This is a genomic window from Roseovarius aestuarii, from assembly GCF_019966515.1.
Lineage (GTDB): Bacteria > Pseudomonadota > Alphaproteobacteria > Rhodobacterales > Rhodobacteraceae > Roseovarius > Roseovarius aestuarii.
Map to the genome: position 1 here is coordinate 1 of NZ_JAIMIB010000045.1, position 6,362 is coordinate 6,362.

The window sequence follows — 6,362 nt, forward strand, 5'->3', positions numbered from 1 at the left end:
TCCTGCTTTGGTGTCACTTGGCCAATATCGCCTTCGCGGTGTCCGAGACCGTCAGGAGCTCTTCACGCTGGATTAGGCATGGCCACGAACTGTGCAGACCTAAGGGTCGGGCTCAAGGCAGCCAATTTACCATAAAGTGCGAGGTTGGTTGCTAGTTTCGCTGGACAAAAAGCGCCTTCCTTTTCGATCGGTTTGAGAACATCCGACACTGTTTCTTGGAATTGCAACAGCAGCGAGCGCGAAGAGAACCGTTCGGATCATTTCATCAAAACTAATTTCTATGCGTAACTTACTTCAGCGCCTATTTTGACAACATGGAACACTTGGCCAAGCTCACCGACTGGATGATTAAAGAGGGTCGTTGCTCGGGCGACCCTGTCAAAGTCGTATCGCATTTTTGCGCGTCACTGATTGAAGCCGGTGTGCCGCTTTGGCGCGTCAATATTGGTCAGCGTTTTGCCAATCCCTTGCTTATTGCCTGGGGTGTTGTCTGGACACCTGAGGGAACCGAAAGCTACGACGTAACTCATGAAACGATGCTGACGGACAGCTACGTGGGCAGTTCTTTCGAGTACATCCTGCAACACAGAAAGCCCCTGCACAAAAGTTTGCGCCAGCTTGACGCCGAAACTGACCACATCTCGTATCTTGAGTTTGCCGAGCTTGGCGGCACAGACTATTACGCCACCTTGCTCAGCTACGGCGATGGATCGCTACACGGCTGTACGTTTGTGACGCGGGCTCAGGATGGGTTCTTGCCGCAGCATCTCGAGATGATCGAAGCTACATTGCCTGCTCTGTCCTGTGCTCTTGAACCCGTTACCATGCGCAAATCATCCAAAGGCCTCTTGCGCACGTATCTTGGGGACGGGCCGTCCGAAGCCGTTTGGAACGGCACCATCAAACGCGGGGAACGCACAACTATAGAGGCCGTTGTCATGTTCTCGGACTTGCGCGGCTTTACCGCGATGTCAGACAACTCAACCGAAGAACGTGTTTTTGAAGCGTTGAACGGGTACTTTGACTTGGTTGTCCAGTCCGTCGAGGAAAATGGCGGCGACGTTCTTAAGTTCATGGGCGATGGAATTCTGTCGATTTTTCCGATTTCAGATCGTGCTGATCGCGGCAAACAGTGTGGAAACGCTGCGCGTGCTGCACAAGATGCCCTAGCTGGTCTTGCTGCTCTCAACGTCAATCGAAACGAGGCTGGCCAGCCGTCTTTGGACTTCGGTGTGGGGATCAATGTCGGGCAGGTCAGTTATGGTAACATCGGAAGCCCCGGCAGACTGGATTTCACGGTGCTTGGTGGAGCGGTCAATATTGCAAGCCGGATTGAAGGACTAACCAAAGCAGTTGGTCACCAAATTTTGGCCACTGCCGCTGTCGCAAATGCCGCTCCTGATCTGTTTTCCCCGTGTGGGTCCCACGAAATACGTGGTCTGGCTGATCCAATAGAGTTGTTCACGCCTGTCGGGTAGTCTCATTGAATTTGGACGGACAGTGCAGGCAAATGCTCTGGGCGCCGCGCACCATCATGGCTATGTTGCAGCATGGGCAATGCAGACACCGATTTATCTTTTTACGACAGTTTACCCAGATACTCCGATTTCGCCGACATGTCCGTCGCCGGAAACTATTCACCTTTGCCAGATGACTGGTGGATCGGAACGTCCGATGTCATAGGATCGACCGAAGCTGTCAGAAATGGAAACTACAAAACGGTCAACATGGTCGGTGCCGCCGTCATTTCCGCCCAAATCAACACCCATAGCGGCGTCTCATTCCCGTATATATTTGGCGGCGATGGAGCAAGTTTCGCAGTCCCTGCATCCTGGAAGGATCGTGCCAGTCATGCGTTGGCTGCGGTTAAGCTCTGGGCACATGAGGAGTTTGAGATGGACCTGCGTGTCGGCATGGTGCCCATGTCAGAAATTCGCTCAGCGGGATTTAATGTGAAGGTCGCCCGGTTCCAGGCCTCAGAAGGCGTGGACTATGCAATGTTTTTCGGAGGTGGGCTCAACTGGGCAGAAATGCAGATGAAAGCTGGCAAACATGCCGTTCCGGAGGCACCCCAGGGGGCGACGCCAGATTTGACGGGATTGTCATGTCGATGGAGCCACATGCCCAGTAAGAACGGCGTCATTTTGTCGATGATCGTGATGCCACAAAACGATGTACCCTGGACCCAGTTCACCGAATTCGTTTCACGCGTGCTTGACCGAATAAGTCTCCTGGAGGCAAACGGCCATCCCTTCGGAAAAGAAGTCCCAGGTGTTTCATGGCCACCAATCGGTGCCACGCTCGAGGCGCACGCACAGCGCGGGCAAGGTTCATTTGGCAGAGCGCGTCGAAAGGCGTTGTTCCAGAGTTTTCTTGCTTGGGCACTCATCAAGACCGGTCTGAAAGTTGGCGGCTTTGATGCCCGCAGATATCGTCGCATGGTTGGCGAAAATGCTGATTTTCGAAAATTTGAGGACGGGCTCAAAATGACCCTGGATTGCGACAGCGCTACCGAAGCAGATCTGCGCTCTTTGCTTGAACAAGGTGCGAAAGATGGCATTATCCAATTTGGCTTACATACCCAATCCGAGGCCATGCTGACTTGTATTGTCCCCTCCATAATGGAGGACAATCATGTTCATTTCGTCGACGGAGCCTCTGGTGGATACACGGCAGCGTCACAGTTCTTGAAAACCTAAAATGAGTGTTTTGTCTTATAAGCCACCCTTGCAGCATGGTGCGAGCGATGCAGTCACATGTGTTCACATAAAAGAAAAGTGGAGCCATTGAACTCCTGGGTTGGTTGATAAGACCTCAACTTATGCCTAAGCTGCCTTGGAGCCTTTCAGCGATGTTGGGAATGCAATAATGTTCAATCCCGCCGAAGTGTTAGCTGCTGCTTTTGGCGACCATCTTTCTGAAACTTACCTGCAAGCTTTTCCGGAACAAAAGACGCAGTACGCAGATTTCTTGAATCACACGGCACGCGAGACACTCGAACATATTAGTGCTTCCGACGCACCATATCACAATTCAGAGCATACGATGATGGTCACGCTGGTCGGCCAGCAGATCATCCTGGGGAAGCATAAAACAAGCATCGTGCACCCAGAGGATTGGTTGCATTACATCTTAGCACTTTTGATCCATGACATCGGTTTTAGGCGTGGCGTTTGTGATGGCGACACGTCCAATGAGGTGGTTATCAACGACGCAGGAGAGCGGGTTTGCCCGCCGCGCGGGTCCACAGATGCCTACCTTGCCCCGTACCATGTTGACCGGGCCAAGATTTATGCCCGCCACCGCTTTGCGGGTAGCGATTTCATTGACCCGGAGCGTATCGCACAGGCTATTGAATACACTCGCTTTCCCGTGCCGGATGACCCGGCTTATGCTTGCTATGAGACCGAACCCGCGCTGGTGCGGGCCGCGGATTTGATTGGTCAAATTGCTGATCCCTACTATCTCAGCAAGGTAAGTGGACTTTATCACGAATTCCTGGAAACCGGCTTTGCACGTGAGCTTGGATTTAGCTCTCCCATGGATCTGGTTGAGCAGTTTCCGAGCTTTTTCCATCAACAAGTCGAGCCACTGATTGGCCCGGCCCTTGAGCATTTAGAGCAAACCTCAGACGGCAAAGAATTGATTGTTGAGCTCTACAGCCGCGTGACCCAGGTCTCTCGCCGTGAAAACACACTTGGGCCTTTCTCTGGTCCTCAGGACGTGCCGGGTTGTGGCGCTGACGGCTAGATCGGTCCTGGCATGGTGAAGGCAAAGGTCTGAATCTTCTGACCAACGTGTTGCCTGCCAATCAGCTGAGAAATACTGTATCTTCGACCGGTTGGCGCGCTGCCAGAAATCGGCGCTTGTACAGTTATGCAAGTCCTGCCTCGTTCACTACACCATGGCAAAGCGAAAAGTTCTTGAAAAGGGATTGGACTCCACCTGACTTTATTCGGGTCAAGCCCCCTGCGTTTGCGCAGCGTTCGCCACAAGCCGCTTGGTGACCAGGCGCATCACGGCCATGGCGAATTGGGGGTCTTCATACTGCAAGCGCGTAAAGCGTTTCTCGTTGAGTTCGTAAACAACCGTATCCTCCACGCACCGAACCGTCGCCATGCGCGCGGCACTGCTGTTGAAGAACGCCATCTCGCCAAAAAGATTTCCTGCAGGTACAGTTACATTCTGACCCTCGATTTCGACAAGGCCCTCGGCCAGATAATAAAGGCTGTCAACCGGATCGCCCTTTTCGAAAAGGACATCGCCGGACTGGATGACACGTTTTTTGCCATAAGCCATAGCGGCTGAGAAATCAGCTTCCGACTCGTCCGTCATATGCGTCACCAATCTGCGAAGTGCTACGAGTTCGTAGAGGCGATAGGCGTTGATGGAGAGCAAGGTGATTTCAATCGCCAGAAGCGGCCAGATCTGAAACAAAGCGCTATAGATGATAAAGCAGACCGACGACAATATCACGAGGACCCGCAGCCAGATCATCGAATTCATGGAGAAAGTCGCCAACTTGAACAGAACAGCGAGCCAGCCAACGGCCTCGATGATATGGTGTGTGGTGATGAAATCCATTGGCTTATTCTCCTAATGCGCCTGTCGATCCAAACCCGGATCAAGGATTTGGTCAAACGCTAAGGTCTTGTTGCCGCTTCCATGTGAAAATGTACAGTTTTTGTAGGCTGCACCGTATTGGTCTCTCGGTCAGGATCATTTGTCTCCCGCATGCTTATGGAGGGTATGGGCAATGAGGCTACCATGGCCGAAGAGGGCGCTATGGCTGCGATGCCGCATGTTTTCCTGCGGGGGGTTCTTTATCAGCCGCCAGCCCAACCATATCGCGATTGATGCAAAGATGACGCTTCCAAGCGCCTGTCCGATCAAAACCCCCTGCGCCCCCATCAAGATCCCACCAGCGACGACAAACGGCCACGTGCCCAGGGTGTGCTGACCCCAACTCAACCACGTCGAATAAGACGGGCGGCCCAAGGTGTTGAATGCCGCACTTGCCACAAAGACCGAGCCACTGAAGAACGCGGACAGCGCCACGGGGAAGCAATAGAGGTAAATCAGGTCCCGCGTCAGGTTCTGGGCATTGAAGAGATCAGCAATCGGGCCACGCAAGGCCAGCAATATCATGGTGATACAGAGCACATAGATCGCGACAAATTTGATTGCATCGAGATACGCGCGTTTGACCCGATCGACATGGCCGGCACCGAAATTCTGTCCGATGATCGGCCCGATGGCACCCGACAACGCCCAGATGACCGAAAAGGCGACCGGCGTCATCCGCCCGATCACGGCCATGCCGGCCACCGCCTCTGGCCCGAATTTCGACATTTCGCGGGTCACGATCGCGGTGCCAATCGGCGTGGCGACATTGGCCAGCACGGCCCGACTGGCGAAATGTGTTACCGTCTGGAGGTCACGCCAGAGCAAGCGCAAACTTGGCGGGACAAACGCATTGTGCCTGCGCAACGCCGGATAAAGGGCCAGGCCCAGCGTTACGAACCGCGCCGCCACCGTTGCCCAGGCCGCGCCTGGCAGGCCCAGCCCCAAGGCGAAGATGAAGATCGGGTCAAGCACCGCATTGGTCAGCGCCCCGAACAGGGCCGGGTACATCGCCAGCCGGTGCTCACCGTAGCATCGCAGCGACGCGACAGTGACCATGGACAGGCCCGACACCCAGGTGAATGGCACGACAATCCAAAGATAGGTTGCCGCCAGTTCAGCCACCTGTCCCGTGGCACCGAGAAGGCCCACGAAAAACTCAACATTAATCAATAGAATGAGGGGTATGGCAATTCCCGTCACCATAACGAGCATTGCCGTGCTTGTGGCATATTCACGGGCCTCCAGCTCATCATCCTCGCCGATTGAGCGCGACACCAAAACGCCAGCCGCGACCGACAGGCCAATATTGATTGCGCTGGTAAAGAACATGAGAGCGCTGGCATAGCCCGCCGCGGCGGCCATTTCCTCATACCCGAGCATTGAAATGAATATCAGATCGATCAGATCGACCGCGTAGATCGCCATCAGGCCAATGCTTGCCGTAAATGATGAAACCGAGACGTGACGCATAATGCTGCCGGTCGTGAATTTCGCGTTTTTCCCGGTCGTCATTTCAGGTCTTTCGTAGTTTGGCCGGTCATCGACAGTAAAAGCATTCCAGGGGCGCATAATTCCCCGTTGCACGCGACTAGTGTACAAAGATTAGGCAGATGCTGGTAGCCTCGAGTTTCATAGACGCACTTTAGTCATGTGGGCTCGCGGCCCAGAGCCGCCGTCCATCGACCAACTGAGTTGCTGCAGTGCGCTCGTCGAATCGGTCGTTCGCTGCACCGGCG

The 6,362-nt window shown here is 54.1% G+C and carries 5 protein-coding genes; 3 read left to right on the forward strand and 2 right to left on the reverse strand.

Annotated elements, in window-relative coordinates; all coding sequences use genetic code 11:
• The first annotated feature begins 314 nt into the window (after window positions 1-314).
• The 3 genes from LC334_RS22730 to LC334_RS22740 all read left to right on the forward strand — a co-directional run bounded on the left by LC334_RS22730 (window position 315) and on the right by LC334_RS22740 (window position 3,750).
• Window positions 315-1,478 carry an adenylate/guanylate cyclase domain-containing protein gene (locus LC334_RS22730; protein ID WP_085802601.1) on the forward strand — a complete coding sequence of 388 codons (1,164 nt, stop codon included), beginning with the start codon at window positions 315-317 and terminating at the stop codon, window positions 1,476-1,478.
• A gap of 72 nt (window positions 1,479-1,550) precedes the next feature.
• A complete protein-coding gene (locus tag LC334_RS22735; RefSeq protein WP_085802602.1) occupies window positions 1,551-2,699 on the forward strand; it encodes a DUF3095 domain-containing protein in 1,149 nt (382 codons plus the stop codon).
• Window positions 2,700-2,868: 169 nt separating this feature from the next.
• Window positions 2,869-3,750, forward strand: a complete 882-nt coding sequence (locus tag LC334_RS22740; protein ID WP_085802603.1) for a metal-dependent phosphohydrolase — start codon at window positions 2,869-2,871, stop codon at window positions 3,748-3,750.
• 210 nt (window positions 3,751-3,960) lie between these two features.
• Here the strand turns inward: LC334_RS22740 and LC334_RS22745 are convergent, their stop codons facing one another.
• Window positions 3,961-4,584 carry a Crp/Fnr family transcriptional regulator gene (locus LC334_RS22745; RefSeq protein WP_085802604.1) on the reverse strand — a complete coding sequence of 208 codons (624 nt, stop codon included), beginning with the start codon at window positions 4,582-4,584 and terminating at the stop codon, window positions 3,961-3,963.
• Window positions 4,585-4,719: 135 nt separating this feature from the next.
• Entirely contained in the window at window positions 4,720-6,138 is a 1,419-nt protein-coding gene (locus LC334_RS22750; RefSeq protein WP_085802605.1) for an MATE family efflux transporter, read from the reverse strand.
• Window positions 6,139-6,362: the final 224 nt, after the last annotated feature.